The following is a 24,692-nucleotide window of genomic DNA, read 5'->3' on the forward strand; positions in this document are numbered from 1 at the left end:
TTGATCATCGTTTCCTGCCAGCGGCGGGTGGTTTGGCGGTAGTAGCGCTCCGCGGCGACGCGGTGGTGCGGGCCACCTGGGTGTCCAGGGCGCTGCGGATCAGCTCCTGGCCCGTGTCGACCAGCTCCCGGGCGACCGTGGTCACCGCGTAGGCCCATTCCCATTGTTCCGTCTGGGTGGCGGTCCGGCGCTCCTGCCGCGCCTCCTCGAGCTGCCGGTCGGCCAGCTTCACCTGCTCCCAGGCTCGTTCGGCCTGCGCGCGTGAGGCTTGCGCGGACCCCGCCGCCTTGGCGGCGTTGCTTTCCACGGCCGCCGCCAGGCGGCGCATCGCCTCCGCTCGTTCCAGTGCTTCGCGGGCCGCGCGGTGGGCCAGCCAGAGCTGCCAGGCCGCGAGCCCGACGGCCACGATCGCCAGGCCGGCGGAGATCCACGTGGCGAGCTCAGCAATCAGCATGAGGCCAGACCCTGGCACAACCGCGCCGCTCGGTGGTCCAGGTGCGCTAAATCTCACGGCCCTTCGTGCAATGCGCGGCTTGACTTGCCCGGTGCCCTGTGTCCGCCGGTGGATCTTGCCGCCGGGCCAGTTCCTCCGATGGCCGTGCACTGCCGACCTGGCGGTTGCGGGAACCCCACGCCGTGCGGACGGCGGTGATCCCGCAGTTTCAATTGAAACTGCGGGGATCGGAGTGCGGTCGTCGCGGATCCGGTCGCCTTGGTCCACACCAGGCCGGGTGCGCGCCTGCGCACCGGTCGTCGCTGACCGAGACCTTTGTGGACTGTCCAAGACGGCGCGACCGGCCTTCACCGCCCGCCGTCGGGTTCGGATGATCGATGCAGTCGGCGCAGCGCGGCAATGAAGTCCTCGCAGCGGCACCGATCAGCTTGTGGCACAGGTGGATCCCGGGGCCGTGGCGACCGTGAACGGGCACCGTGGGTAGGGGACTGGTCGCGGCGATGACATGATGGTCCTTCGTGGAATTGAGTCAGCTGCTCGAACGGATCGCGGACGAGGTCGCCCCGCTGCGCGGGGCCGGAACGGTCGCGGATTACATCCCGGCGCTCGCGCGAGTCGACCCCGGCCACTTCGGCATCGCGCTCGCCGATCTCGACGGCGGCGTCCACGGGGTCGGCGACTGGGAGACGCCGTTCTCGATGCAGAGCATCTCGAAGGTCTTCACCCTCGCACTCGTCCTGGCCCGCAGCGATGAGGCGCTCTGGCGGCGCGTCGGCCGGGAGCCGTCGGGCAGTGCCTTCAACTCGCTGGTCCAGTTGGAGCACGAACGCGGGATTCCCAGGAACCCGTTCATCAACGCGGGCGCGTTGACGGTCACCGATGAGCTGATCTCCCTGGTCGGCGACGCCACCGGGGAGCTGCTCGCGTTCCTGCGGGCCGAGAGCGGTAACGCGGCTTTGCGGGTCGACGAGGAGGTTGCTGCCTCCGAAGCGGCGCACGCGGACCGCAACCTGGCGCTGACCCATTTCATGGCGTCCTACGGCAACATGCGCAACCCGGTGGCGACCGTGCTCGACCACTACGTCCGGCAGTGCTCGATCGAGATGAGCTGCCGCGACCTGGCCCTGGCGGGGCTGTTCCTCGCCGCGCACGGTGTCCGCCGCGACGGTTCGCAGCTGGTCGCCCACAGGCAGGCCAAGCGGATCAACGCGATCATGCTCACCTGCGGGACCTACGACGCCGCCGGGGATTTCGCCTACCGGGTCGGCGTCCCGGGCAAGAGCGGGGTCGGTGGCGGGATCCTCTCGATCGTGCCGGGCCGGTGCGCGATCGCGGTGTGGAGCCCGGGGCTGGACAAGCGCGGCAACTCCGTGGCCGGGGTGGCCGCGCTCGATCACTTCACCACGCTGACCGGATGGTCGGTCTTCTGACCGGACGATCCGCCGGGCGGGCGCTGACCGACGCGCGGGATCTCCGCGCACGTTGCGAAGCGCGCGGCATTAGGACGTGTCCGCCGGGACATGTTCGTGGCGGAAAACGGGGTGGCCCACTGCTCCGTGCCACCCCGTCACGTGCCTCAGCCCCCGAGCACTACTGGCAACGTGCGCGGGGCGTGCACGTGGACGCTGCGGCGGTAGGTCAGCTCGGCCGGGTCGGCCACGATGCGCAGTCGCGGGAAGCGGTTGAACAGGGCGGCCAGCCCGACTTCGCCCTCCAGCCGGACCAGGGCGGCACCCAGGCATCGGTGGATGCCGTAGCCGAAGGCGAGGTGGCCGGTGGTGTTGCGGTCCGGGTCCAGCACGTCCGGATCCCCGAACCGCGCCGGGTCGCGGTTGGCCGCACCAGTGGACAGGGTGACCGATGCACCCCTGGGGATCGTGACCCCGCCGATCTCCAGGTCTTCGGTGGCGAACCGCAATGAGGCGTTGAGGGCCGGCGAGAGCCAGCGCAGCAACTCCTCGATCAGCGACGGCGCCGACTCGGGCCTGGCGAGTCGCTCGCGCGCGGAGTCGTCGGCCACCAGGGCGCGGACGCTGTTGGTGATGAACACCGCGGTGGTCTCGTGGCCCGCCATCAGCAGCAGCATGGCCATCGCCACGATCTCCAGGTCGGAGAGCCGGTCACCCTCGTCGGACGCCGAGATCAGCGCGGAGAGCAGTGCGTCGTCGGGCGCGGCGCGCTTGGCCGCGACCAGCCCCTCCAGGTAGGTGGCCATCTGGGCGGAGGCACGCTCCAGCTCGGGCTCGGGGCATTCGTCGATGAGGACGGTGGACAGGCGTGCGAACTCGTCACGATCGATCTCGGGGACGCCGAGCAGTTCACTGATCACCACCATCGGCAGCACGATCGCGTACTGTGCCACGAGATCGACCGGTTCGTCCTCGGGCAGAGCGGCCAGCAGTTCCCCGGCGACGGCCTCGACGCGCGGGCGCAGCCTGGCGATCCGCCGAGCGGTGAACGCCTGGGTGACCAGGCTTCGCAGCCGGGTGTGTTCAGGCGGGTCGAGCGAGGTCAGCATGTGCGACATCGGGGCGGGCAGCCCAGGCGGTGCGGACGCGCGTTCCTCGGCGGGCAGACTGGACCGCCAGTCCTTCGCCAGCCGCTCGTCGGCGAGCCCCGCCCGCACGTCGTCGTAGCGGGTGACCAGCCAGGTCCGTCCACCCTCGAAGTCGACCTCGCGGACGGGACAGGTCTCGCGCGTCCCGGCGAGCGCCGCGTGCGGGTCTCGCCAGTAGTGCTCGGTGAAGGAATCCTCTTGCGTCGCACCTGTCATGGGGTTCTCCGTTCCTTGGAGTGTGCCGTACGGCGATGCCGGAATACCTGCGGGATCAGCGCACCGCATCCCGGTAGCGGCCGAGCGCGCGAAGGGCCATGCCCTGCGTGAACGCGGGGTTGCTGTATCGGCTCACGTAGCGCACGTACTCGTGGACGCTCTCCGCCGGCCACCCACCGCCGGGCGTCCGCCTCGCCAGCAACCAGTCCACCCCAGGACGCACGTGAGCCGGATCGGCGCCCGAGGCCAGCAGGCCCGAGATCGCCCAGCCGGTCTCTTCGACAGTGGCGGACGCACCAGCCCCGTCGCCCCACGAACCGTCGGACAGCCGGGCACGTTCCAGCCATGCCCTCGCGCGGCGGGCCGTTCCGTCGTCCGCCAAGCCGGCTTTGGAGAAGGTTTCGAGCACGGCGGCGGTAGCCATCGTGTGGTGCCGATACCACACCGACTCGAAGGCGCCGTCCGGCAACTGGGCCTTGGCGAGCCAGCGCAGCGCGCGGCGAACCCGGCGGTCATCCGCCGGGACACCCGCGTCGAGCAGCGCATCGACGGCCTGCACGGTGGTCATCGGGCACGGCCCGCTGTTGGCGACCTTGGTGTTGCGCACGCAGAGCCCCCAGGAACCGCGGGTGTCCTGCAACCGGGTCAGCCAGTCGACACCGAGCTCGATCGCCCTGGCCTGCCCCTCGCCGGGCAGCCGGCACAGCACGGAAAGGATCTCGCTCGTTTCCAAGGTCGAGGGCCAGCCCTCGGTGCCCGCCCAGCCCCAGTAGCCCGGCGGGCACCCGAACGCGAGGAACGGGCGATGCTGCTGGAGGCGCACGAACAGCCCGGCCGACGCGGCCAGCCTCGGGTCGTCCGCGTAACCGGCCTCGGCAAGCCCGCGCGCGGCGTACATCGTCCACGCCGCGTCGAGCGGCCCGGTCTGCCACCAGCCGTCGGGGTCCATCGTCCGGCGAAACCACTTGACCGCGGCTTCGACCATGTCCGGCGCCAGGTCCGCGCGGGCCAGACCGGTGCAGACCAGACCGGTGACCCAGGCGTTCTCGCACCAGGCCCCGGTCGAGCCCTCATGCTCGTAGACCTGCCGGATCGCCGTCAGCGCGTTCGGCTTCCCCAGCCGGGCCAGCACCCGCTGGAAGCCGGTGAGGGGCTTGTGCCGGGCCTGGGCGAGGCCGAGCGCGAACGCCATCGGCACGCGCAGGTCGAACAGCCTGCGGTACAGGCCCGGAAATAGCGCCACCTCCAGCGGGAAGCGGCGCATTTCCTCGGGAGCCAGCCAGCCGACGAAGCCGTAGTACTGCCGGCACCACGAGACGACCTCCGGGTGCGGGATCGCGTCCAGGCCGCCGAAATCCGTCATCCAGCGCTGCCCGGCCGCCACCGACTCGGCGCTGCCCACCGGGTCGACCAGGTGGAGCACGGCCGAGCCGACGGCCGTCGGCCCGGCCTCGCTGGACAGGCCGGGAACCATCGCCCAACCGCCGTCGGCGTTCTGCGTTCGCCTGAGCCACCCGGCGCCCGCCGCGATCAAGTCCGCGCTGCCGCCCGGATCGGCGTAATGCAGCGCGGACAGCGCACCGACCGTCCCGAGCGTCGAGGTCAGATTGTCCTCGCTGTAGTCGAACACGCCGTCGGCACGCTGAGCGAGGAACAGCGCCTCCGCGCCCTCACGGATCGCCTTGTCGAGCGCGTCCGTGAACGGATCGGGGTCGGCCTGCACCATCGTCATGCGGATTCCTCCAGCCCAGTCGTGGTATTCGGCAGCTCGTGGCGGGGCACGGCGGCCCGGAAGGGATTTGGTGGGTACCCGAACCCGCCACAACCGCCGACCAGGTGACGACCTGTTGATCGGGCAGGTCGTCGGTGTCGCAGTCGCGGATACCGGTCGCGGATCACGGGCGAAATGCGTTGTCCGCTAACCGATTTCGCGCATGCTTCACCGTACTCGATCATTCCTGGATCGACCAGTTCTTCACGCTGTGTGTCTGCAATGAGCCAGATCGAGCCCGGAGGGTCCGGATGCTGGAGAGTCCGGGTACCGGGGCACGCGGGAACAACCACTTTTCAGTAGTATACCGGTGATTTCGTACGAGTCGGTACAACGCCGGTCTGCCGTCCACCCGCGATGCACCGTAGGCAGGGCATCTCAAGTTGATGGACTTCTAGGGGTTTTCGGGCAACGTCATTTGCCCATTCGCGCCCTTCTTGGCGCGGACCCGTTGACACGATGGCGTCTGGTCTGAAGTAATCAAGATCAGTATCCCGTTTCGGTCAAGCCTGTTCGCCTTTCGCGGCTCCATCGGCCGCGACCGGATTCCGCTTGCGCGGTGAGAACGTGTGCACGTCATGAACGGAGATCAGCCTGTGACTACCATCCGGCACCAGTTGTCCCTGAACGAGAATTTCGCGGCACCACTGCCTGGAGTGCGTGAGGCCATTGTGGACGGATCCGGTCGGGTCAACCTGACGCTCGACGCGATGTCCACCGGGTTGACGCGGGCGATCGCCGGACATTTCGGGCTGGATTCCGCGCAGGTGTTCGTCGGTCCCGGCTCGGGGGCGCTCCTGCAGCAGTTCCTCACCGCCTTCGCGGGCGGCGGCGAAGTCGTGCACGCGTGGCCGTCGTTCGAGATGTATCCGCTGCTGGTGCAGAATGCGGGTGCCACGGCGGTGCCGGTGGCGCTCCGGGAGGACGCTCACGACCTGGCCGCGATGGCCGACGCCGTCACCGAGCGGACCAAGGTCGTGCTGCTGTGCAATCCGAACAACCCGACCGGAACCGTGTTCGGCGAGGCCGAGATGCGGACGTTCCTGGACCGCCTTCCCGCGGGCGTCCTCGTGCTGATCGACGAGGCGTACGCTGATTTCGCCGATCAATCCGCGATCGCCAACGGCATCCGGCTCGCCGCCGAAGATCCGCGCGTTTGCGTGGTGCGCACTTTCTCCAAGTCCCACGGGCTGCTCGGGCTCCGGGTCGGCTACCTGATCGCCGACGAGGCGGTGGTCACCGGACTCCGGCCCGGCTCGTACTTCTTCCGGGTCAGCACCGTGGCACAGGATGCCGCGATCGTCGCGCTGCGCGCCGAAGAGGTGATGCGAAGGCAGTGCGCCGAAGTCGCCGCAGAACGCGACCGGGTGTACGCGCGGTTGCTCGCGCTCGGCCTGGAGGTGCCCCGCAGTCATGGCAACTTCCACTGGCTGACGCTCGGCGAGGCGAACGAGTCGTTCGTGCGCTTCTGCGCGGCCGGTGGCATCGAGGTGCGGACGCTCGCCGGCGGCGCCGGGGTCCGGGTGACGGTAGGCACTCCCGAGGCCAACGACGCATTGCTCGAACTCACCCGGCGTTTCCTGCACGGCGACGAACCGCCGGGCGGCGACTCCCAGGCGCGGCAGCCGGTTTCCGTCGATCGCGCCTGACATGACCAACACCGAAACCTACGCGGTGCCCACCGGGTTCGGTTCGCCGGAACTGATCGGGTTGCTCAACCGCGAGATGCGGAAAAGGTGGTCGGCGGTCGCCGAGCGGACCGACCAGATGGCCGGCTACGCACTGCTGGCGCCCGGCAAAATGCTGCGACCGATGCTGCTGCTCACCTCGGCGGATGCCACCGGCGGCGACAGTGCACAGCTGCTACCGGCCGCCCTGGCCGTGGAGTACCTGCACGTGGCCACACTGGTGCACGACGACATCATCGACGATGACGAGCTGCGCCGGGGCCGGCCCACCGTGCACACCCATTACGGCATGCCCGACGCGCTTGTCACGGGCGATTTCCTGATCCTGAACATGACCAGCACGCTCCTCGAATGCACGGCCGTGCAGCCGGCCGCCGTGCTCGAGGCGGCCCGGGTCCTGTCCACCGCGGGATCCGATGTGTGCCGTGGGCAGGTCCGGGAAGCCGGAATGGCCGGCGATCTGAACTGCCCTGTCGGCGACTACCAGGAAATGGTGGCGCTCAAGACCGGCGCACTGTTCCGGGGCGCCTGCCGGGCCGGGGCGATCCTCGGCGGCGCCACCGCCGAACACGCCGACGCCGTCACCCGGTACGCCGAGCATCTCGGCGTGGGCTTCCAGATCTTCGACGATCTGCTGCCCTACCTGGCCGATTCCCCGACGACGGGCAAGCCGGCCACCAGCGACGTGGCCAATCTGCGCCCCACCTTCCCGGTGCTCGTCGGCTACCAGGCCGCCGGGGACGGCGACCGGCGCCGGTTCGCCGAGGCGTTGTCGGGCCGGATGCCGGTCGCGGATTCGCACCGGCTCATGCGGGAACTCCTGATCAGCACCGGAGCGCTGGACCTCAGCCGGGCGCGCGCCGCCGAAGAGATCGCCTGGGCGCGCGAGAGCATCGCGGACCTGCCGGGGACAGCGGCGGTCGAGCAGATGCTGGCCATCGCCGATCTGTCCATCGACCGGAACCGGTAGCCATGCGCGACCGATGGGAGCGAGCGCGCCGAAGCCTGTGGGCGCACGTGCAGACCTGCCGGCCGTACACGCTTTGCTATCCGGTGCTCGTGGGCGTCGCGGGGGCCGGTGTCGGCGGCGCGGCCGGGCTCGCCGAGTTCGTCATCGCCGGCTGCGGGCCCGCGTTCGGCTGGCTGTCCGGGCACTACCTCGGTGACTACTTCGACCGGGAGCTGGACCGGGTCGCGAAACCGCAGCGCCCCATCCCGTCCGGAAGGCTGCCGGCCGGGACCGCGCTCACCTGCGGCATCGGGTTCGCGGTCGGCGCGGCGACGCTGCTGACCTGGGCGAACTGGCGGACGCTGCTGCTGGTGGTCGTGGCACTGGGCGGAATCGTGGCCTACAGCAGGTTCTGCAAGGCCCGTGGTCTCTCCGGGAACCTGGTGCGCGGCCTGATCACCGCGCTGGCCTTCCTGATCGGCGCCATGGTCGTGGATCCGCTGCCCGGTTGGCCGGCAGTCGTGTTCTCCGTGGTCTTCCTGCTGCACGACACGGCGTCCAATCTGGTCGGCACGCTCCGCGACGTGGACGGTGATCGCGCCGCCGGTTACCGGTCGGTGCCCGTGCGATACGGGATGCGCTACGCCACCCGGCTGATCACGATGCTGTACGCCTCGGCGATCGTCACCGCCGCATTCGGCCTCTTGCTGCCGCACCGGCCCGGCTACCCGGTGCTGCTCACCGCAGCGGCCTGCGTCGGCCTGGTCGCGGTGCTGCCGCTGCTGTGGCTGGCGCCGACGCTGAGCCAGACCCGTGCGTTGCGGGCACATGAGCTCCTGGTCGCCGAACGCCTCGTTCTCGCCGGCGCGGTCCTCGCCCGCACCGTCCCCGCGGTCACGGTCGGCTCGCTGCTCGTCCTGGTGCTGGTCTTCAGCCTGTGGACCCAGGCCGTGATGCGGTCGAAACACGAAATCGCCGCCGACGACAAGGAGACCCAGCCGACATGAGCTCTCCCGCTTTCGAGGAAGTCGGCACCGAGCGTGCGGACGTCGTGGTCTGCGGGGCGGGTGTGGGCGGCCTGGCCGCCGCACATGCGCTCGGTGCGCTGGGGCTGCGGGTCGTGGTCGTCGAGAAGCAACCAAGGGTGCCCCGGATACCGAAGGGCGAGGTGCTGCAGCCCGGGGCGTTGAAGATCCTGGATGCGTGGGGGGTCACTAAACGCCTGGAACATCAAGGCGCGGTAAGGCTTTCCGCGCTGGTCGCCTGCGAGGGCCGGGGCGACGCCCGGATGTCGCTGGACTACACGCAGTTGCCGGACGCGACCAACTGGCTGCTGTCGGCCGACCACGAGTCGATCCTGGGCGCGCTCGCCGAAAGCCTGCCGGAGACCGTCGGGCTTCGCCGCGGTGTGACGGTCCGCGAGGTGGTTCGCGACGACACCGGACGAATCACCGGCGTGACCGTGCGGGAAGGCGGACGTGCGCACGAAATCCGTGCACCGCTGGTGATCGCGGCCGATGGCGTTTCATCGCGGCTTCGGCGTGCGGCGGGCATCGACGCGAACCGGAAGGACTACCCGCACCGGCTGGTCGCCCTCGACATCCCCGACGTGCCCGGCGCGGCGGCGGAGGTGACCGCCTACGTCACCGGCCGCGGTCTGCGGATGCGCTACCCGCTGCCCGGGGACCGGGTCCGGCTCTACGTCCAGGTAGAACCGAACGAGCTCCGGGGCATGGAGCACGACGCGATGCGGCGCTGGGGTGACGCGCTGATCGCGGAACTGCCCGATCTGGCGACGTTCGAGGACCAGTTGCGGGGCAGTCTGCAGAAGCGGCAAACGCTTCCGGTGGCCCGGTTCGTCGCCGACGGCCTGTCCGCGCCCGGCATGGCTCTGGTCGGCGAAGCGGCACATTCGGTGCATCCGATGGCGGCGCAAGGCATGAACAGCGCAATCTACGACGCCCACGCCCTGAGCACCTGCATCGCCGACCGGTCCCAGTCCCTCGAATGGTCCGATGTGGACATCGCGTTGCGCGAGTACCAGCGTCGACGCCTGCCCGAACTGCGCCAGATCGGCAAGATCAGCCACAACGCCGCGCGCATGCTGACCGACCTGTCGTGGGTGGGTCGCACGATCGGCCGGCGGGCACTGCGGAACACCGGCGCCAACCAGCGGCTCAGCTTCACCGTCATGCACAACCTGGCCGGTCTCGGCCTGCACCGGCTTTCGCCGTTCGACCGGCTCTGCCAGCTCGGGTTGCTGCCGGATCCGCTGGCCCGGCGCCGGCCCGGATGGGCATGAGGACCGGCGCCGTGCCAGGGGCGTCACCGCGGGCTGCACTCCACGACGACGAGGCCACCGGGCCAGGTGCGGGTCTCGACCAGGCTCAGCCCCGCCTTGCCGACCAGCGCCTCGAAGTCCGCGACGCTGCGTTCCTGGCCGCCCAGCAGGACCAGGGACTGCAGGTCGAAGGAGGTGTTCTGCTTGGCGTGGTCGTCGCCGGCGAGAACTTCCACGACCAGTACCCGGCTGCTGTCGCCGGCGGCTTCGGCGCAGCGCCGCAGAATCCGCACCGCGTCCTCGTCGTTCCAGTCCGTGAGCACGCGGGAGACCAGGTAGACGTCCCGGCCGGGCGGCAGCGGGTCGAAGAAACTGCCCGGCACGAACGAGATCTGCCCTGCCACGCCCGCCTCGGTCAAGAACTGCTCGGCCTCCGGGGCGACCGCCGGCAGATCGAGCACCTCGCCGCCGAGGTGCGGATTGGCCCGGACGACCTCGGCGAGCAGGGCGCCGTGCCCCCCGCCGACGTCGATGACGGTCCGCACCCGCGTCCAGTCGAACTCCGTGGCCAGCACCGGTCCGGTCTGCCAGGCGTAGGCGGCCATGACGCCGCCGAAGAAGCGCCGAAGGTCGTCGTTTCGCTGGTAGTCGTCCCAGAACGGGGTGCCGTGCACCGTGCCGTAGGCCGACGTGCCGGTGCGGATGGAGTGCAGCATGCCGCTGAACGCCAGGTCCATCCGGGTGCCCGGCCCCTCCAGGTCGAGCCAGTCCCGCAACCACTTGCCGTCCCCGGAGAGCAGCTGCCGGGACAATGCCGTCAGTCCGTAGGTGCCCGGCTCGGTCTCGGCGAACAGTCCGATGTGGACGAGGTGGCGCAGCAGCCGCGCCAGGGATTCCCGGTGTGCCCCCGTGGCGGTCGCGAGCGGACCGAGTTCGGTCGTGCCCCCCGACACCAGCTCCGGCAACCGCAGCGTCACCGCGACGCGAATGGCGAAAGGTGTTGCCAGATCGATGAGTCTGGCCAGTTCGAGACTTGTCTCGGTGACAGCATCTTGAGATTCCGAGGAATCCATGGACACCTGTTTCCCTTCGTATTGAAGACCCGACCGCCTCCGTCCTTCCATCCTTACCGGCCGCCGGTCGTCGCGTCAACGACCGCGATCAGGAGGAGAGCCGCATCGGAAATCCCGGTGCGGGCTCGCGCAAGCATGCCAGAAACATCCGAGTACAAAAGGAAAATGAGGTGACCGTCCAATGGCGAGCAGCGACATCGACGTACGTCCCGTTTCCGGCGCACTGGGCGCCGAGGTGCGCGGCCTGGATCTGGAGAAGCTGACCGAGGAATCCTTCGCGCAGTTGCACGAGCTGCTCATGGAGAATCTCGTGCTGTTCTTCCCGGAGGCCGATCCGCTCTCCGCCGAGGCGCACAAGAACTTCGGCCGCTTCCTGGGAGAACTGGAGGTTCATCCGTTCCTGCCCAAATTGGACGGCCACCAGGAGATCGTGGTGCTCGACTCCGATCAGGGCGCGAAGGCCGACGTCTGGCACACCGACGTGACCTTCCAGGCGAATCCGCCGGTCGCGTCCATCCTGCAGATCGTGCAGTGCCCGCCGCGCGGCGGCGACACGATGTGGAGCAACCAGTACCTGGCCTACGAGGGCCTCTCCGCGCCGCTCAGGGACTTCCTGGACGGGCTGACGGCCGTGCATGCCTTCACGCACCCGAACGGCACCTCCTTCGAGGCCGAGCACCCGGTGGTGCGCGTGCATCCGGTGACAGGCAGGCGATCGCTGTACGTGAACCGGATGTTCACCATGCACTTCCCCCAGTTGCGCCGGGCGGAAAGCGATGTGCTGCTCGAACACCTCTTCACCGTGGCGGAGCGGCCGGAGAACATCTGCCGGTTCGGCTGGCGGCCGGGCGCGATCGCCATGTGGGACAACAGGGTCACCCAGCACTATGCCGTCAACGACTACACCGAACGCCGTGTCGGGCACCGCGTGACGATCCTGGGTGACGAACCGAAGGGCGACGAGCCGCGCTGGCCGCACCTCGCGGACACCGGAAGCACCGCTGCCGACTTCCGGCAGCGAGCCTGAAACAGGGCATGACGGCATCGGCCTGCCCCGACATGCGCCGTCCTGCCCCGGCCTGGACACCAACAGCGGAACCCCACCGGTGAAACCACCGGTGGGGTTCCGATCTGTGCAGATGGTGCGCGCGATACCTGGATGACCTCTGGGCGGGGAAGGTGCAGATCCACAGCCGGAGTCGTGCGGGCACCCGGTCCCTTCGGTCGACGACCGGGCTACCGGTCCGCGGAACGCGCGGAGCCAGGCAGGAAGGCGGCGATCAACAGGGCGAAGAGCGCGGCGACCGCGCCGATGGTCAGCACGACGCGGAACCCGTCGAGCGAGGGGACCGACGCGCTGCCCAGGTCGATCGTCATGTGCGCGAGCACGACCCCTGCGACCGAACTGGACAGCGAGGTGCCGATGGAGCGCATCAGCGTGTTGAGGCTGTTGGCCGCCGCGGTCTCGGACACCGGCACGGCGGCCATGATGAGCCCGGGCATCGCGGCGTAGGCGAGTCCGACGCCGACACCGACGATGCTGGAGACGATCACGAGCTGCCAGATGCTCGACATCATCACCTGGCTCAAGCCGTACCCGATGGCGACCACGAGCGCGCCGGCCATCAGCGTGACCTTCGGGCCCCTGGTCCGCGAGATCCGCGCCGACACCGGCGCCATCGCCATCATGATCAGCCCGTTCGGCGCCATCACCAGGCCCGCCACGAGGAGCGATTGCCCGAGCCCGTGTCCGGTGGCCACGGGCAGTTGCAGCAGTTGCGGGACGACCAGGGACATAGCGAACATCGCGAACCCGAACACCACGGAACCGATGTTGGTGAGCAGCACCTGGCGGCGCACGGTGGTGCGCAGGTCGACCAGCGGCTGCGGCGCGCGCAGTTCCCACCAGCCCCACACCGCCAGCACCGCCAGTCCGGTGACGAGCAGGCCGGGAGTCAAACCGCCGGTCCAGCCCCAGTCCGCGCCCTTGGAGATCACCAGCAGCAGGCACAGCAACGCGATCGACAGGCCCACCGCGCCCGGCAGGTCGAACCGCCCGCCGGTGCGGACCTGCGACTCCGGCACGAGCGAGATCACGAGCGCTGCTCCGACGGCGCCGAGGGCCGCGGCCACCCAGAACAGGGTGCGCCAGTCGGCGTTCTCGGCGATGAACGCCGCCGCGGGCAGCCCCAGCGCCGCGCCGACGCCGAGGGAGGCGGTCATCACCGCGGTCGCGCCGCTGAGCCGTTCCGGCGGCAGCTCGTCGCGCATGATGCTGACGCCCAGCGGGATCACGCCGGCGGACAAACCCTGCAACACCCGGCCGGCCAGCATCGGGGCGAGCCCGCTCGACAGCGCGCAGACGACCGAGCCCAGCACCAGCATCCCGAGGCTGAACAGCAGCATCCGCCGCTTTCCGTACATGTCACCGAGCCGGCCGACGGTGGGCGTGGCGATGGCCGCGGCGAACAGCGCGGCGGTGATCGCCCACGCGGCATCCGCCGCGCTCGCGTTCAGCATCCCGGGCAGCTTGGGCACCAGCGGGATCATCAGGGCCAGCGTGAGCGAGACGACGATGCCGCTGAACGCCAGCACCGGGACGACGGTGCCCGGCCGCACCTGCGGGGCTGCGACGGGAGGCGTGCTGGAGGCACTGGTCATGGTCGGATGAGCTCCCATCGTCTGCGCGGTCGGGCGACTCGGACTCCGGCGGGCTCCACGAAGCCTTCAACCACCGAAGCATCGCGATTATGCCGGTAGCGCCCGTCTTTCCCTGACAGGAGTAGCGTTTTCTTTGGTGTCCGGTACAGCCTGCGTGGGGTCCGTTGTTGTTGCACCGTATGGGATTCAGCCCGCAGATGCCTGCACATCGACCGATCGACGGCGGCTACTGCGCCGTGCGGACGAGGCCTGCTGCTGCCGGAGGACGTGCCCGCCGCGGGCGAGGTCGCCAGCGGCTGAGCTCCCGCCGGGATGCGACGTGGCGAACGGGCCGGCTCCGCGCGAGTGGAGCCGGCCCGTTCGCTGTTCACGATTTCCGGGGGAGTTTCCCGAGTTCTCCCTTGAGCTCTTCCTGGGCCGTCCGGAGGTGCCTCACCAGCACGTCCCACCCGACCGCCTGTTCCGGGGCGTGCTTGCGCGTCTCGACGAAGTCGACGATCGTGCGCAGCCGCTTCGCCGCCTCCGCTCGCGCCGAGTCGTCTTCGACGAACTGCATGGCCCGCTCGCACTGGAACTTCAGGATCACGATGTCGCCGGCCAGCTCGACGGCCTGGTCGGCGTGCCCGCGGGCGTTGTCGCCGGCGTTCCTCGCCCAGACGCGGACCCGTTCCTCGATGTCGAACTCGGTGGGGTCCGGCCGGGGCGGGGCCGGCGCGAGCTTGCGCCACGTCGCGATCAGGAACACCACGACGGCGATCGCCGGCCCGACGACCGCCGCCAGCCACGGCCACGGCCACCACAGCGCGAAGATCCCGCTCAGCAACCCGAAGACGATCGCCTCGGCGATCGCCACCCGATCACGGAACCGCTCTGGAAACGACATGTGCTCACCCGAAATTCCGGAAGACGCGTTCAAACGTCTGGTCGATGTCCAGGGGATTGGTCGTGTCGTTGTACGTGGCCTTGGTGATCCTGGAGATCTCCTGCAGCGCCTTGATGTTCTCGTCCCCCGACTGTCCATAGGGGATGGTGAAGATGGGGATCGGTGTCTCCCGCGCCTGCGGGTCGAGCTTCGCCAGCAATGCCGGTGCGCCGCCGGGGTAGGGCTCGGTGTTCGCGCCGTCGCTGAGCAGCACGATCGCGTTGATGCGATCCGGGTTCGCCTCTCGTGTCATCGTCTGGTACGCCTCATCGATCGCCTGGTACAACGCCGTTTCCCCGACCGCGGTCAGGCCCTGGATCCTGGCCTGGAGCTCCTCGCGCACGTCACCGACGCGGGACACCGGCACCAACTTGATGACGGACGGGTTCGACGAGAACGTCCACAGGCCCACCTCGTCGTCGACGTTGAGCAGATCCAGCGCCCGCTGGGCCGCCGGGATCATCAGCTGCAGCTTGGACGGATCCTGGTTCGTGTCCGGGTCGTTGACGGATTCCTTCATGGACCCCGAGAGGTCGAGCAGGAGCAGCACGCGTGCCTTGCGGCGCACGTTCTGCCAGCTCTCCAGCATCGCCGCCAGCAACTGGCCGTCGGGCGGCGGCACGAAGTTCAGCTGCTGATCGGCCGGCACGTGAAGGGTTCGCCTGAGCTGATCGGTCGGCCGCGTCGCGTCCTCGAGGGAGCGGAAGCCGAGGTCGGCGAAGCGCTTCTGCTGGTCGGGCTCGATCAGGAACCGGTAGAAGTCCTCTGCGATGGCCCGCTGTTCACTGGTCGCCGCGGACATGACGACGAAAGGATGATCGAGCTCCAGCGTCCCGTCCCGCGGGTGCACCGCGCGCAGCGGGTTCTTCGGGCCCTGGCTGTTGATCCGACCGGGGTCACCGGTCGGCGCGCCGAGGTTGTAGACGTAAGCCATCTGCTCCTGGATCACGACGGCGTCGAGGTACGGCCGGTAGGCCGGGTCGTTGCTGTCCCAGCGCTGTTCCTGGTCGTAGATCGTCTGCATGTACTGCACGGCCTCGTCGCCGTAGTTGGACACCGACAGCTCGATGTCCCGCACGAACTGCTGGACCTCGACGGCGTTCAGCCGTTCCCGGGTCAACTCGCCCGGTGCCGCGTTGTAGGTGACGACCGTGGCGGCCAAGCCGGAGGTCGAGGTCTCGGCGTTGTCCCTGCCGAGGATGAAGTCGTCCCAGTCCGGCTTTCCGTAGCTGGACCACCCGGACTGGGCCAACTGGAGCACGTCGGCCCACGTGCTGAGCGGCCTGTTGCGCTGTTCGAGCGCCGCGGCCACCGACCCCGGCATGGCGATGACCAGCGTGCTCCTGGTGATCGACCGGGCGCCCGGCACCAGCAGGTCGCCGTGGCCCTCGTGTTCGAGCAGCCGCAACCACATCGACGACGTCGGCAGCCACACCTCCGGCGGTTTCGCGCCCTCGGCGAGCAGGTTCTTCATCTTCCCCGAGGTGAGCGCGGTCATCTCCACGCGCGCGCAGAGACCGCCCACCGCGCGGTGCGCGTCGTTGTACTCCTTGATGAGTTCCGCCACGAGGGCTGCCTTCTCCGACGACGAACTGACGCGGATGGTCTCCGTCCGGCTGCATCCGGTCGAGGTGGACAGCGATATGGCGCCGGCCGCGCCGGCCAGTGCGACACCGGCGATCCCGCCGAGCACGTGGCGTCGTTGAACGAGTCGAGCCACGTCAGTCCTCCCCAGATCGCGTGCGAGGCTCGGTCAGGTCCCAGGTCTCGAAGCTGAACCGAGCGATCGTACCCGCCCAGCGGCGGTAGGTCGAAGGATTCCCGTGCACCGCGGGCCCGCGGCTCAGCACGCCCAGCAACCTCGTCCAGATCTCGCGCACTCGTGCCGGCTGTTCGGCGGCGGCGAGTTCCTCCACCAGCGCAACGACGTCCCCCTCGTGGCTCGGGTCGCGCAGCATCGCGATGAGGGCCCGGCATCCTTCCGGTGCGGCGACGAGCACCGCCAGGAGCACGAGAACGGCCTGGTACTCCCCGGTGCGGATGAAGTCCTTCTCGTCGCGGACGGTCGTGCGCACGAGGCGGTAGAGGTTCACGAACCGCTTCACCGCGCGGGGCGTTGCCAGCAGCGGGCGGAGCCGCTGGATGAACTCCAGCTCGTCGGTCTGCAGCCACAGCTTCTCCGGCTGCGGATCGGGCGACTGCGGCCGGGGTTCGGCCGGTCTTGCGCCCTCCGGCGCGAACATCTCCGGGCTGACACCGCCCGACAGTGGGGTGCCCGGCGACGGTGCCGTCGGCAACGCGGTTTCGGTCGGCACGAGAGCCTCGACGAACCGCTCGGCCTCGGTTCCCATGGGGCGCAGGCCGAACACCACCTGGAAGATCTTGTCGAGGTAGTCCAGCGGCGTCGCGCCGTCTTCCCCATCGGCATGGCCGCCGAACAGTTCCGAGTGGTACTGCTCCAGGCAGCGCCGCAGCCACCGGGGATCGACCGCGACCACTACGACGAAAAGCCGGAGCGCGAGCAGCATGTGCACGGCGGCGAGCACGTCGACGACCTTGCGCGGCGAGCAGCGGTCGAGGTCGTCGATGTGGAGGATGACCCGTTCCAGCGGTGGTGAACCCGCGGAGGCCGCCCGCTGCTGCTCGTCGGCCTGATCCCACTCCGCGAACGCCTTCTCGGCGGATTCGCTGAGCCTGCGCAGATCGGCGTGCGCGCGGCCGAACAACCCGCGGTACTGCTCGTAACCGCCAGCCCGGGCCTCCTCGATCACCAGCGCCAGCTCTTGGGCGGCGTCGAGCTTCGCGAGCTGCATCTTGGTGTCCCGCACGCGGCTGTCCAGGTTCGGGGAGTCGCCCGCGGTGAGCCGCCGGGCCGTGGGCCACGTCGTGGTGATCAGTTCGATGATCGGCAGCACGGTGCTCACCGCGCCCACCAGCCACGCCCAGACGGCGCCGCCGGTCAGCCACACCACCAAACCGGTCGCGGCGGCGAGCAGCAGTGCGATTCCGGCTGCCCATGCGAGACGAGCACGCCGGAGCACGAGCTTCGCCCACCACAGCCGCATGCGCGCACGCAGCCGCCGGCCCAGGCCGGCCTCGGGATCGGCCAGCTCTTCGAGGAAGTGGAGCTCCTTGCGGAGGGTGGTGCGTTCGGTGCGGACGTCATCGGCGTCGGGAGGCACGGGTTCGGCGAGGGTGGCGAACAGGTGCTCCACGATCCCGACCCACAGGTGGTCGTCGTTGTAGTGCCACGCGTCGAAGCGCACCTGGCGCACCGCCGTCGCGAAGACGCTGCGCGCCGGATTCCGGCCGGCTTCCTTCGCGAGCCGTTCGACGTTCTTCTCGAGCTGGCGCAGGAAGCTCGACTTGCCCGATCCCCAGCGGCCGAGCAGTGCGATCGCCAGCGGTGGCCTGGTCTCCCGGTCGAGGACGAGCTCGGCGAGGCCGCGCACGTCGTCGGCGAAGTCGAGCAGGTCTTCGTCGCTCTCCTGGTCGCTGGCGAGCCCGGCCTGCGGTCGCTGCTTCGTGCCGGGATCCGCGGGGCCGCCCGTCGTCAGGTCCCAGACGCGGATCGAGCCGTCCTCGGCCCCGCTGATGAGCAGCCTGCTGTTGGGAGTGACGGCGAAGGACCGCACGGCGCCGTCGTGCCGGCCGTGCATCTGCATCGGCTTGGTGGGGCGCTCCGGCTCCCAGGCCCAGACCCCGCCGCTGAAATCGCCCGCGACGACCTGCCGTCCGTCGTGCGTCACGGCCACCGCGACCACGTCTTCGCAGCCGGCCAGCTGCACCGTGCTTTCCTTCTGGCCGCGGTTCCAGCAGAGCACGCCGTCCAGGGTTGCGCAGGCGACGCGCGTGCCGCCGGGGGAAGCCGCCACCGCGGCGTTGCCGGGCGCATGGCCGTTCAGCCGGCCCAGTTCCTCGCCGGACCAGTCCGTGACGCGGATGAGCGGGTCGGAGCCGGCGGTGACGACCTGCCGGTTCCTGGTCACCGCGATGCTCTCGACGAGCCGGTGCCCGCTGGGCCAGCTGCTGCCGTCGGGCGGTTGCAGGACGGTTCCCGCGAGGTCGATGGCCGCGACGGCGTCGCCGCTGGGCGAGATGGCGGCTGCCGTGACGCGAACGCGGTGCCGCGCGGGGGAGGTCCCGCGGTTCGGGACCGCCCATTCGACCGTCGCGGTCCGGCCGCACGAAACGACTCGGTCGTCGGCGGCGACCGAGACGGCGAGCACGGCGTCCTCGTGCTCGGAGTGCTTGTGCAGCAGCACGCCGGTGCGCAGGTCCCAGACCCGGACCGTGGCGTCGTCGCCGCCGGTGACGAACCTGCGGCCGTCCGGGAAAACGGCGATGGCGCGAACGGCGCCGCGATGGCCCGCGAACGGTTCCGGAGTGCTCGTCATAGTGATCACCGACACTAGCGCGATCAAGGCCGGGCACACATGGATTCGGGAAGAAAGGCAACGCCTTCGCCACGCAGGCCCCGCGCCACGGCCCTACCAGGCGAAACGGGGTGTGGCTGCTTTCCTACGCCACCCGCCTCACCGGCGACCGGTATCTGGCCGAGGACGTCGTGCAGGAGACGTGGCTGCGGGCCTGGCGCCACGCCGACCGCCTCACCAACGGCAAGGGCTCGGTGCGCGGCTGGCTGCTGCGCATCGCCCAAAACGTCGCCATCGACATCCACCGCGGCCGGCGGGCCCGGCCGACCGAGGTCGGCTTCGACGGCGAAGCACTGGCGAACACCGCCGTGCAGTCGGCGCCGAGCGACGAGGTGGAGAACCGCATGGTCGTGGGCGAGCTCCTCGACCACCTCTCCCCGGTGCACCGCAGCGCGGTGGTGGAGGTCTACTTCACCGACCGCACCGCGGCATCCGTGCTCGGCGTTCCCGTCGGCACCGTGAAGAGCAGGCTGCACAACGCACTTCGCACGCTGCGCGACCAGTTCCCCAGCCCGCTCCCGGAAGCCGCGTGACGGAATGGCAGGAGTGGACGGGTCAGCGCAACTCGGTGCAGGACGTGGCGTCCGCGTCGTCCGCGGCGCCGGTCTCGATGCACACGTTGGCGAACGTGACGTCCATGCGCCGCTGGGAGTAGACCACGAACGGGGTGTTGACCTTCCTCGGGTCCAGCCCCGCCGACACGAAGCAGGACAGCGGAATCTTCACCGCGGCCTGCTTCTCCACCGGCAGCCCGCCGAACAGCGAAGTGGCCGGCAGCTCGGCGACGCACGGGTACTGGCAGTGCACCGCGATCTTCGCGGTGTCGTCCGGCGGCGGCGCGTGCAGCACCGCGTCGAAGACCAGCGCGCCCCCGTTGTCCACATAGGACGAGAGGTCGATCGAGTCCCGCTGGTTCGCGGTCTGGAGGTAGAACTGCCCCGGCTGGTCGTCCAGCCAGGACACCCGTAGGCCGTTGTTGCCGGGGGCGGGCGCCGCCTTGATCAGCGGCGACTGCTCCGCGCCGTTCGCGGCAAGGGCGAGCGGGTTTCGCCGATGTTCACGCATTCGTCGCATTGCCGCTCGGATCGCCCCGGTGGAGGAGCGGGGAGGCGCCCGGTTTTCGCCGGACGCCTCCCCGCTCCGTGCTCGGTCAGGCGCGAGCCGTCACCGCATCCGCCACAGCTCGTAAACGCCGTTCGTCGGCCTGCACTCGTGCGGCAGGTCCACGCCCGGGCCGCCCGGGCCGCCGACCATGTCCTGGTAGCCCTGCTCGCACGCGGCCGCGGTGTGGTACCAGTAGCCGGTGTAGTACCACTCGGCCGGTGCGGCGGTCGCGGACGTCGCGGTGGCGACGAGCATGCCGAACCCCACGAGGGCACCGGCCATGAGCTTCTTCACAGTTGATCCTTCCTTCGCCCGGGAAAATGCCGAATTCGCATTCCCGCCATGGATTGCCGCCGGCGCGCGCCGGTGTTCCAGCCTCGCGGTTGACTGGGATTCGGCGCGGCGGCGGTCTTTCGGATGAACCTGCGATCGTTGCCGGGATCGGATGAACGCCGTCCGCGAACTCGATCGCTGCGGCCGAAGTTATCAGCGCGGTGACCGGGGCCACCGGAATTGTCCGCGGGCGGGGAAGAACGGGCAGCGGATTTGCCCCACGATCTGGGCGAGGAGCGCGGAGTGAACCGTGCGCGGTGGATCCGCGTTCGTGGGGCCGGGCTTCAGCCGCAGCAGAAGGGGTCGTCGCAGGGGGTGCCGGCCTCGCTGCCGTAGGCCACGAAGTCCCGGACGGGGGCGAGGATCTCCTCCGCGGTAGCGGCGGCCAGTGCGGGGTGCGCCCGGTTCAACGGCTTTCCCCAGGTGGGCGGCGTGCTGTCGGTGTCGAAACGCGCCGCGCCGTCGACGAACAGGGTCCACAGCGGATGATCCGGGAAGCTGTTGAGCCGCAAGACCCACGATCGGCCGTCGACGGTGGCGGCCACCGGAAAGCGGGTGTCGCCGGTTCGTCGCCATTGCGGCCTCGCGAGCAGTTCTTGCGGTGGCATGCGCTCAGTCTCGTCGAGTGATCGGGAGCGTGGAAGCCCCGGCCCGCCGTGATGCGTGCCCGCCCGCGTCTGGATGGTCCTTTTCGCGCAGTGCTGTTCCCTAGATCACTTGAGCCCTGCGTCCGATTTGATTAGGTTAGGCTAACCCAAGTGGTCTGCTGGGTTTCGTGCTCCCGGCGCCGACCGCTTCGGGAATCACGACGGAGGAGGAGCTCGCCGGCATGGCTGGACCCGCGGTACCCCTCGAACTGCCCGCCATCGCGGACGAGCCGCTCGCCCTGGCATGGCCGGACGACTCGGCACGGGTCCTCGGGCCGCTGCCCACCCCGGCCGAGCTGGCCGAGCGCTTCCCGCGCGGCGAACGGCTGCGCGCTCAGGTGGCCGGGCACCGCCGCGCAGTGCGGGAGATCGTCGACGGCGCGGACGACCGGCTGCTGGTCATCGTCGGGCCGTGCTCCGTGCACGACCCGGACGCCGCGCTGCAGTACGCCCACGAGCTGGCGGCCGCCGCCGCGGCGCACGACCGCGACCTGCTGGTGGTGCTGCGCGCGTACCTGGAGAAGCCGCGAACCTCGGTCGGGTGGAAGGGCCTCCTGCACGATCCGCACCTGGCCGGCCGGGAGGACCTGGCCGAGGGGCTGGCGATCGGGCGCGAATTCCTCGTGCGCGCAGCGAATTCCGGCCTCCCGCTGGCGTACGAGTTCGTGGACCCGTTCCTCGCCCCGTACGTGCTCGATCTGGTGTCGTGGGGCGCGCTCGGCGCGCGCACGGTGGCCTCCCAGCCGCACCGGCAGCTCGCGTCGGCGCTGCCGATGCCCGTCGGCATGAAGAACGGCGTGACCGGGGACGTCGAGGTCGCGATCGCCGCGGTGCGAGCCGCGCGGGCGCCGCACACCTTCCCCGCGCTGGCCGCCGGCGGAGCCCTGTCCGCTGTCGTCGGCGCGGGCAATTCCGCTTGCCATGTCGTGCTTCGCGGTGGCGCGCGGCCCAACTACGACGCGGCGTCCGTCGGCGCGGCGCTCGACGAGCTGCGCGCCGCGGGCGTCGGGGCGGGCGTCGTGGTCGATGCCTCGCACGGCAACAGCGGGAAGGATCACCGGCGGCAGCCGGGCGTCGTCGAAGACGTGGCGGCGCAGGTCGCGTCGGGCAACCGCGGCCTGCTCGGAGTCATGATCGAATCCTTCCTGGAGGCGGGCAACCAGGACATCGCCGCGAGGCCGCTGCGCTACGGCGTCAGCGTCACCGACGGCTGCCTGGACTGGCCCGCCACCGCGCGCTGCCTGGACGTCCTCGCGGAGGCGGCGCGCCGCAGGCGGATCGCGCCGGTGCGGCCCTGGACCCGGCCGGCCGGGCGGTGAGCGGTCTGCGGGCCCGGTCGGCGTCAAGCACTATTCGAGAGAGGTGAGCAAGTCCTGATGAACCCGTTCGACGACCCGGAGGGCACCTTCCTGGTGCTGGTCAACGACGAGGAACAGCACTCGCTCTGGCCGGAGTTCGCCGAGATCCCGGCGGGCTGGCGGCAGGTGTTCGGCCCGGACGCCCGCGAGGCCTGCCTGGACCACATCCGGGCGAACTGGACCGACCTGCGGCCGAAGAGCCTGCGGATCGCGATGGGGGAGGGGGCCGCATGACGCGTGCGGAGGCTGAGCGGATCGGGCACCTGGACCGGATCGCGCAGGTCCGGGAAGGCCGGCACGCGGAGAAGGTGGGCTACCCGATCCGGATCCGCGAGACGGAGGTCGTGCGGACCGAGATGATCGGGGCCGGGCTCCTGCGCGTCACGCTCGGCGGCCCGGGCACCGAGGGCTTCGAGGCGCACTCGCCGTGCGAGCACGTCAAGCTCATGTTCCCGGACCCGGACGGCAGGCTGCGGTTGCCGGAGCAGAACGGACTGCTGCTGCGCTGGCCCAAGCCGTCCCCGACGTCGCGCGAGTACACGGTGCGCCGGTACGACCCCGCCGCGGGCGAGATCGACATCGACATCGTGCTGCACCCCGGCGGCCTCGCCTCGGAGTGGGCGCGCGCGGTCGTGCCCGGCGACGTCATGCACGTGGCGGGCCCGCCCGGTGGGCTGATCGTGCCGCACACCTACGACCGCTACCTGCTGGCCGGCGACATCACCGCGCTGCCCGCGATCGCGCGCCGGCTGGAGGAGCTGCCGCGCACGGCGAAGGGCTGGGCGTTCATCGAGGTCGCCGACGCCGACGAGGAGATCGAGCTGTCCGCGCCCGAGGACGTCGAGGTGCGGTGGCTGCACCGGGGTCCGAAGCCGCCGGGCACGTGCGACGCGCTGGAGAGCGCCGTCCGGTCGGTGCCGGTGCTCGACGGCGAGCGGCTGTACGTGTGGCTGGCGGGCGAGGCCGGCGTGCTCAAGCCGCTGCGCCGCTGGGTCAAGGGCGAGCTGGGGCTGGACAAGCGCGACTACGACGTCACGGGCTACTGGAAGCGCGGCATCGCGGACTTCGACGACGACCACGACCACCACCACGAGGCGTGACCGGGTGAGCGGTTGCGGCAGATCGTTCTTGTGGACGCCGCAGGCCGCCAATTAAGGTTAGGCAACCCTAAATGAACCTCTAGCAAGGACACACGAATGCGTTTAGCTCGGTCTCTCGGGGTCGTCGCCGCCCTCGTCGTAGCCGCGGCCGGTCTCGCCGGCTGCGGGGCGGGCGGCTCCGCCACGACCGCGGATGCCCAGACCCGGGTCTTCGCCGCGGACAACGGCCAGATCACCATTCCGGCCAAGCCCCAGCGCGTGATCGCGACCGGGTACGCGGTGCCGGCGCTGATCGAGGCCGACGCCCCGCTGGTCGGCATCTCGGCCTGGGCGCGCGGCGTCCCGATGTTCACCCCGGAAGACCTCGCGACGTACGAGAAGCTGGACAAGGTCGCGGGCGAGTCGGCGGCGGAGACCAACTACGAGGCGATCGCCAAGGCACGGCCCGACCTGATCGTGATCGGCGTGCCCACCCCGGTGCTCGGCGACGTCGACGTGGAGCGGCTCAACGCGGTCGCGCCGGTCGTCGCGATCGGCCCGAAGAACCCGGCCGAGTGGCGCGAGCTCACCCGCAAGTACGCCGACGCCGCGGGCGCGCTGGAGAACTACGACGCCGCCAAGACGGAGTACGAGGCGAAGGCAGCCGAGCTGAAGCAGAAGTACCAGCCGGTGCTGCCGGGGCTGAAGCTCGGGCACGTCGGCTCCTACGGCCAGGTGGCCAAGGGCAACTTCCAGCGCGAGTTCAACAAGTCGTGGGGCACCAGCGTCATCAACGACATCGGCGGCAACTACTACGGCGACGTCAAGGTCAAGGGCGGCGGCTCGCGCGACGTCAGCGAGTACCCGTCCATCGAGGAGCTGCCCGCCGCGTTCGCGGAGGCCGACGCGATCACCTACTCCGTCAAGCCGGACGGCACGGCCTCCCCGGCGGTGCAGTACGTGCTCGACTCGGAGCTGTGGAAGAACCTGCCCGCGGTCAAGGCCGGCAAGGTCTTCCCGATCCGCTACACGGAGGCGGCGACCTACCCCGAGGCGATGCGCGCCCTCGACGCGATCGACCAGGCGTTCGCCCCGTTGCTGGCGAAGTGATCTCCGGCAGTCGCGTGAGTTCAACGAGAGGAGGCACGGCGCCTGGGTCGACC

Annotated in this window: 22 protein-coding genes; 11 read left to right on the top strand and 11 right to left on the bottom strand. The window is 70.1% G+C overall.

From position 1 onward, the window contains the following. Positions 1-4: 4 nt before the first annotated feature. A complete protein-coding gene (locus E1288_RS48595; protein ID WP_235883344.1) occupies positions 5-454 on the bottom strand; it encodes a hypothetical protein in 450 nt (149 codons plus the stop codon). 518 nt (positions 455-972) lie between these two features. On the opposite strand from E1288_RS48595, the gene E1288_RS05005 reads away from it, so the two are divergent. Continuing rightward, complete coding sequence (locus E1288_RS05005; protein ID WP_132481470.1) at positions 973-1,884, top strand: glutaminase; 912 nt, start codon at positions 973-975, stop codon at positions 1,882-1,884. Between the two features lie 146 nt (positions 1,885-2,030). Here the strand turns inward: E1288_RS05005 and E1288_RS05010 are convergent, their stop codons facing one another. Next, positions 2,031-3,227: a cytochrome P450 family protein gene (locus E1288_RS05010; protein ID WP_132481473.1), complete on the bottom strand. Its 1,197-nt coding sequence runs from the start codon at positions 3,225-3,227 to the stop codon at positions 2,031-2,033. A 55-nt stretch (positions 3,228-3,282) separates the two neighbouring features. Further along, a complete protein-coding gene (locus E1288_RS05015) occupies positions 3,283-4,959 on the bottom strand; it encodes a prenyltransferase/squalene oxidase repeat-containing protein (protein ID WP_132481476.1) in 1,677 nt (558 codons plus the stop codon). Positions 4,960-5,576: 617 nt separating this feature from the next. Between E1288_RS05015 and E1288_RS05020 the strand changes: the two genes are divergently transcribed. Genes E1288_RS05020 through E1288_RS05035 form a run of 4 tightly spaced genes read left to right on the top strand, consistent with a single transcriptional unit; the run spans position 5,577 to position 9,937 of the window. Continuing rightward, complete coding sequence (locus E1288_RS05020) at positions 5,577-6,647, top strand: aminotransferase class I/II-fold pyridoxal phosphate-dependent enzyme (protein WP_132481479.1); 1,071 nt, start codon at positions 5,577-5,579, stop codon at positions 6,645-6,647. A 1-nt stretch (position 6,648) separates the two neighbouring features. Further along, the gene (locus E1288_RS05025; RefSeq protein WP_132481482.1) at positions 6,649-7,656 is read left to right on the top strand and encodes a polyprenyl synthetase family protein; all 1,008 of its coding nucleotides are present in this window, start codon (positions 6,649-6,651) and stop codon (positions 7,654-7,656) included. 2 nt (positions 7,657-7,658) lie between these two features. Then, the gene (locus tag E1288_RS05030; RefSeq protein WP_207954179.1) at positions 7,659-8,642 is read left to right on the top strand and encodes a UbiA family prenyltransferase; all 984 of its coding nucleotides are present in this window, start codon (positions 7,659-7,661) and stop codon (positions 8,640-8,642) included. Further along, a complete protein-coding gene (locus E1288_RS05035; protein WP_132481485.1) occupies positions 8,639-9,937 on the top strand; it encodes an FAD-dependent oxidoreductase in 1,299 nt (432 codons plus the stop codon). Before E1288_RS05030 ends, E1288_RS05035 begins: the two co-directional genes overlap by 4 nt. Before the next feature lie 23 nt (positions 9,938-9,960). Here E1288_RS05035 and E1288_RS05040 read toward each other — a convergent pair whose 3' ends face one another. Beyond that, positions 9,961-10,989, bottom strand: coding sequence for a methyltransferase (locus E1288_RS05040; RefSeq protein WP_132481488.1), 1,029 nt, complete (start codon positions 10,987-10,989; stop codon positions 9,961-9,963). Positions 10,990-11,170: 181 nt separating this feature from the next. Between E1288_RS05040 and E1288_RS05045 the strand changes: the two genes are divergently transcribed. Then, entirely contained in the window at positions 11,171-12,016 is an 846-nt protein-coding gene (locus E1288_RS05045; protein WP_132481491.1) for a TauD/TfdA dioxygenase family protein, read from the top strand. Between the two features lie 209 nt (positions 12,017-12,225). Here the strand turns inward: E1288_RS05045 and E1288_RS05050 are convergent, their stop codons facing one another. From E1288_RS05050 to E1288_RS05065, 4 genes are all read right to left on the bottom strand, one after another. Continuing rightward, positions 12,226-13,650, bottom strand: a complete 1,425-nt coding sequence (locus tag E1288_RS05050; RefSeq protein ID WP_132481494.1) for an MFS transporter — start codon at positions 13,648-13,650, stop codon at positions 12,226-12,228. A 367-nt stretch (positions 13,651-14,017) separates the two neighbouring features. Next, positions 14,018-14,533, bottom strand: a complete 516-nt coding sequence (locus tag E1288_RS05055; RefSeq protein ID WP_132481497.1) for a magnesium transporter — start codon at positions 14,531-14,533, stop codon at positions 14,018-14,020. A 4-nt stretch (positions 14,534-14,537) separates the two neighbouring features. Beyond that, complete coding sequence (locus E1288_RS05060) at positions 14,538-16,292, bottom strand: VWA domain-containing protein (protein ID WP_132481500.1); 1,755 nt, start codon at positions 16,290-16,292, stop codon at positions 14,538-14,540. A 1-nt stretch (position 16,293) separates the two neighbouring features. Further along, entirely contained in the window at positions 16,294-18,969 is a 2,676-nt protein-coding gene (locus E1288_RS05065) for a P-loop NTPase fold protein (RefSeq protein ID WP_132481503.1), read from the bottom strand. Between the two features lie 110 nt (positions 18,970-19,079). On the opposite strand from E1288_RS05065, the gene E1288_RS05070 reads away from it, so the two are divergent. Next, positions 19,080-19,541, top strand: a complete 462-nt coding sequence (locus E1288_RS05070) for a sigma-70 family RNA polymerase sigma factor (protein WP_132481506.1) — start codon at positions 19,080-19,082, stop codon at positions 19,539-19,541. Between the two features lie 22 nt (positions 19,542-19,563). Here E1288_RS05070 and E1288_RS05075 read toward each other — a convergent pair whose 3' ends face one another. The 3 genes from E1288_RS05075 to E1288_RS05085 form a co-directional block, all read right to left on the bottom strand. Further along, positions 19,564-20,073, bottom strand: a complete 510-nt coding sequence (locus E1288_RS05075; RefSeq protein ID WP_132481509.1) for a putative glycoside hydrolase — start codon at positions 20,071-20,073, stop codon at positions 19,564-19,566. Positions 20,074-20,172: 99 nt separating this feature from the next. Next, entirely contained in the window at positions 20,173-20,406 is a 234-nt protein-coding gene (locus E1288_RS05080; RefSeq protein WP_132481512.1) for a hypothetical protein, read from the bottom strand. A 323-nt stretch (positions 20,407-20,729) separates the two neighbouring features. After that, positions 20,730-21,053 carry a hypothetical protein gene (locus tag E1288_RS05085; RefSeq protein WP_132481514.1) on the bottom strand — a complete coding sequence of 108 codons (324 nt, stop codon included), beginning with the start codon at positions 21,051-21,053 and terminating at the stop codon, positions 20,730-20,732. Between the two features lie 221 nt (positions 21,054-21,274). Here E1288_RS05085 and E1288_RS05090 point away from each other — a divergent pair, with 221 nt between their 5' ends. The 4 genes from E1288_RS05090 (at position 21,275) to E1288_RS05105 (ending at position 24,639) form a co-directional block, all read left to right on the top strand. Continuing rightward, the gene (locus E1288_RS05090; protein ID WP_132481517.1) at positions 21,275-22,411 is read left to right on the top strand and encodes a 3-deoxy-7-phosphoheptulonate synthase; all 1,137 of its coding nucleotides are present in this window, start codon (positions 21,275-21,277) and stop codon (positions 22,409-22,411) included. Positions 22,412-22,465: 54 nt separating this feature from the next. After that, positions 22,466-22,684, top strand: a complete 219-nt coding sequence (locus tag E1288_RS05095; RefSeq protein ID WP_132481520.1) for an MbtH family protein — start codon at positions 22,466-22,468, stop codon at positions 22,682-22,684. Next, on the top strand, positions 22,681-23,550 hold the full coding sequence (locus tag E1288_RS05100; protein ID WP_132481523.1) for a siderophore-interacting protein: 870 nt from the start codon (positions 22,681-22,683) through the stop codon (positions 23,548-23,550). Before E1288_RS05095 ends, E1288_RS05100 begins: the two co-directional genes overlap by 4 nt. 96 nt (positions 23,551-23,646) lie before the next feature. Continuing rightward, positions 23,647-24,639 (top strand): ABC transporter substrate-binding protein, encoded by a 993-nt coding sequence (locus E1288_RS05105; protein WP_132481526.1) that lies wholly within the window; start codon positions 23,647-23,649, stop codon positions 24,637-24,639. Positions 24,640-24,692 lie beyond the last annotated feature (53 nt).

Source organism: Saccharopolyspora elongata, from assembly GCF_004348985.1.
In the GTDB taxonomy this organism is placed as follows: Bacteria; Actinomycetota; Actinomycetes; order Mycobacteriales; family Pseudonocardiaceae; genus Saccharopolyspora; species Saccharopolyspora elongata.

Coding starts and splice junctions, on each gene's coding strand:
- E1288_RS05105 (WP_132481526.1), top strand. CDS start 23,647: ATGCGTTTAGCTCGGTCTCTCGGGGTCGTCGCCGCCCTCGTCGTAGCC.
- E1288_RS05090 (WP_132481517.1), top strand. CDS start 21,275: ATGGCTGGACCCGCGGTACCCCTCGAACTGCCCGCCATCGCGGACGAG.
- E1288_RS05025 (WP_132481482.1), top strand. CDS start 6,649: ATGACCAACACCGAAACCTACGCGGTGCCCACCGGGTTCGGTTCGCCG.
- E1288_RS05040 (WP_132481488.1), bottom strand. CDS start 10,989: ATGGATTCCTCGGAATCTCAAGATGCTGTCACCGAGACAAGTCTCGAA.
- E1288_RS05055 (WP_132481497.1), bottom strand. CDS start 14,533: ATGTCGTTTCCAGAGCGGTTCCGTGATCGGGTGGCGATCGCCGAGGCG.
- E1288_RS05065 (WP_132481503.1), bottom strand. CDS start 18,969: ATGACGAGCACTCCGGAACCGTTCGCGGGCCATCGCGGCGCCGTTCGC.
- E1288_RS05020 (WP_132481479.1), top strand. CDS start 5,577: ATGAACGGAGATCAGCCTGTGACTACCATCCGGCACCAGTTGTCCCTG.
- E1288_RS05085 (WP_132481514.1), bottom strand. CDS start 21,053: ATGCCACCGCAAGAACTGCTCGCGAGGCCGCAATGGCGACGAACCGGC.
- E1288_RS05075 (WP_132481509.1), bottom strand. CDS start 20,073: ATGCGTGAACATCGGCGAAACCCGCTCGCCCTTGCCGCGAACGGCGCG.
- E1288_RS05050 (WP_132481494.1), bottom strand. CDS start 13,650: ATGACCAGTGCCTCCAGCACGCCTCCCGTCGCAGCCCCGCAGGTGCGG.
- E1288_RS05030 (WP_207954179.1), top strand. CDS start 7,659: ATGCGCGACCGATGGGAGCGAGCGCGCCGAAGCCTGTGGGCGCACGTG.
- E1288_RS48595 (WP_235883344.1), bottom strand. CDS start 454: ATGCTGATTGCTGAGCTCGCCACGTGGATCTCCGCCGGCCTGGCGATC.
- E1288_RS05045 (WP_132481491.1), top strand. CDS start 11,171: ATGGCGAGCAGCGACATCGACGTACGTCCCGTTTCCGGCGCACTGGGC.
- E1288_RS05100 (WP_132481523.1), top strand. CDS start 22,681: ATGACGCGTGCGGAGGCTGAGCGGATCGGGCACCTGGACCGGATCGCG.
- E1288_RS05015 (WP_132481476.1), bottom strand. CDS start 4,959: ATGACGATGGTGCAGGCCGACCCCGATCCGTTCACGGACGCGCTCGAC.
- E1288_RS05035 (WP_132481485.1), top strand. CDS start 8,639: ATGAGCTCTCCCGCTTTCGAGGAAGTCGGCACCGAGCGTGCGGACGTC.
- E1288_RS05010 (WP_132481473.1), bottom strand. CDS start 3,227: ATGACAGGTGCGACGCAAGAGGATTCCTTCACCGAGCACTACTGGCGA.